Origin of the sequence: Gordonia sp. (in: high G+C Gram-positive bacteria) (genome assembly GCF_049299075.1) — a bacterium.
In the GTDB taxonomy this organism is placed as follows: domain Bacteria; phylum Actinomycetota; class Actinomycetes; order Mycobacteriales; family Mycobacteriaceae; genus Gordonia.
This window is the reverse complement of sequence record NZ_JBAQWU010000380.1, coordinates 1-2433: the sequence shown is the minus strand read 5'-3', so window position 1 is coordinate 2433 and position 2433 is coordinate 1. Positions and strand designations below refer to the sequence as shown.

Sequence of the window (2433 nt, the reverse complement as noted above, 5' to 3'; positions counted from 1 at the left end):
GTTGATGTGTGTGCAGACCCTGGAGAACCTGCGGCACAGCGGACGGATCAGCGCGGCCGGTCACCTGCTCGGTTCAGCGCTCGCCATCAAACCGATTTTGCACATCTCCGACGGTGTTCTGGCCCTGCAGGAACGCCAGCGCACCATGACTAAAGCCGTCAACCGGATGGTTGCGGCGATGGCCGAGAGTGTTGGCGATGACGAGGTGACCGTCGGCGTACAGCACTGTTACGCGCCGGAATTAGCCGTCGAGGTGCTGAGCAAGATCACCGACCGACTGCCGAACGTCACCTCGTCGCTGGTCGTCGACCTCGGGCCGGTGCTCGGCATTCACGTCGGCAAGGGGGCCGTCGGGATCACGGTCGGGCGCGGACTGCAAACCCTCGACTGACCGCCCGGGCGATAGCGGCAGGTACCCGCCGGTGCGGCCGTAGCAGCTCCATGGAGATGACCGGCTCGATCGCCGACACCGGTGAGGCTCGGTGGCCTCGCACGGTCGGTTTTGCGGCGTTGGTAGTCTCCTGCGGATGGGTGCAAGCAAATCGGAGAATGACGACACCGGCATGTTCATTGTCTGGGGCATCCTGCTGCTCATCGCGTTCTTGGCGGTGGCCTGGCCGTACTTCTTCGGAACCTGGCTTGCGGTGAACATGGGGGCAGAGAATCCTTCAACGGCGCGAACGGCGACCGGTTGGGTATTCGAAACGCTGTGGCTGGTCGGGATAGCTGGGCTTGCTGGCTGGGCATGGATCTCATCGGAGCGCGAGCAGGAGGAGAAGCGGCGCCGTGAACTCGCTGAGCGACAACGCGAGGCGGACTTCGGACCCGAGGGCCTTCGGCTGTTCACACAGGCGGAAGCCGCGATAGCGCGTATTGCCGAATCGGAAGCCGCGCAGTCTGGCTGGCTGGGTAATGCTGCCGAGTTCGACTTCAGCGCAGATCTTGCGGCGATCGCGGACAATCTGCGTCGATCGCAACAGATTCGAAACGTCACTGCGGACGCCGCTTCGATCAAGAGCTTCAACGAGTCGGACACCCAGATGCTTGACGACGCGCAGCGTGCGGCATCAGCGCTGGACGACTCGGTCAAACAGCGCGTCGCGCTCATTGAAGGATGCGCTCACGAGGCCAGCGACATCGATCGCGTGCTCCAGGACGAGCGCGAGGATGTGGAGATGGAAAAGCGACGCGAAGAACTGCGCGATCGCCTCAACCCGATTCTCTACAGCGCGGGTGCGCCACCGACGGAGAACCCGTCGGCGGCGGCCGACGGGGTGACTGCGCGCGTGTCTGCCTTCCACGAACTGAAGGCCCTCATCGGCAGCCACCGGACCGCAGAATGATCGACGGGTAGCTCCAGTCCCGTACGCGCGCGTCGCGGACCCTGCCGGAATCACGGTCGGGCGCGGACTGCAAACCCTCGACTGACCGGCCTGTGGATACCGGGGCGTATCCACAGGCCGGGCGCAGGGGCCCTCGCGCCCGGGGCGAGCACGTCCTAGTTTTCGGTCATGGCCAGGCGAGCATCCACCACCGCACCGAGCAGTCTCGATCGCGTCCTGGGTCGTAGCCCCGGTCGGCCGGATGCGCTCCCGCCATCGGTTGACCGACGGGAAACCGTACCCGACCCTGACGACTGGGGCGCCACCGTTATGCCGTCCTGGCTGGACACGGCCGCGGGCCGCAGTGCATGGGCCGGTCGACGCGGGGTCTCCGGCAACGGCGTTGCGCCCGACACCGACTCCGATTCCGGCACCGATTCGGGCACCGGGTGCGCCGACCGCAGGGCTGCGGTCGACGACGATGAGGTCCAACCGCTGAACTGGGACGAGGTACTCGACGACGAGGACGGGCACCATAGCGACCGGACCGCCGCCGGTGTGGCCGACGACTACGCCGATGACGACTACGCCGATGACGACTACGCCGATCTGGCGGCGGAGCCGAACGATCACGATGACGAGGCCGATGACGATTGGGCTGCGCCGCGACGACGGTTCGCGATGCTGCCGCCCGCGGCGATTGGCCTGATCGGTATCGGGGTGATCGCCTGCGTGATCGCCGGCTTCGCGCTTTTGAGTGGTAGTGAACCAGCGGTGCCGCTGGTCGATCTGCCGGCTTCGGCGGGACCGACTGCTGCGGGGCCGACTGCTGCGGCCGAGTCCGCGGCGGCACCCGCTGCGGCGGCCGAGATCGTGGTGAGCGTGGCGGGTCTGGTGCACAGGCCGGGTCTAGTGACGATGGCGCCGAACTCCCGCGTCGCACAGGCCCTCGACCTGGCCGGTGGTGCCCGACCGAACGCCGACGTATTGAGCCTCAACTTGGCGCAGGTGCTGCGGGACGGCGATCAAGTACTGGTGGGTACCCGGGAGAACGGAGCGAATTCGGTGCGCAGCGCGGTCGTCGCTTCGGGCAGCGCGGGAACGGCAGGCA

Annotated in this window: 3 protein-coding genes; all 3 read left to right on the top strand. The window is 66.7% G+C overall.

The genetic code is table 11. From position 1 onward, the window contains the following. Positions 1-391: DegV family protein (locus WAW85_RS12000; RefSeq protein ID WP_422559840.1), on the top strand; the 391-nt coding region annotated here is incomplete at its 5' end. A 136-nt stretch (positions 392-527) separates the two neighbouring features. Then, the gene (locus WAW85_RS11995) at positions 528-1343 is read left to right on the top strand and encodes a hypothetical protein (protein ID WP_422559839.1); all 816 of its coding nucleotides are present in this window, start codon (positions 528-530) and stop codon (positions 1341-1343) included. Between the two features lie 168 nt (positions 1344-1511). Then, a partial coding sequence (locus tag WAW85_RS11990) for an SLBB domain-containing protein (RefSeq protein WP_422559838.1) occupies positions 1512-2433 on the top strand: 922 nt, incomplete at its 3' end.

Bases quoted from the DNA above. Each gene is read 5' to 3' on its own strand.
- WAW85_RS11995 (WP_422559839.1), top strand. From the start codon at position 528: ATGGGTGCAAGCAAATCGGAGAATGACGACACCGGCATGTTCATTGTC.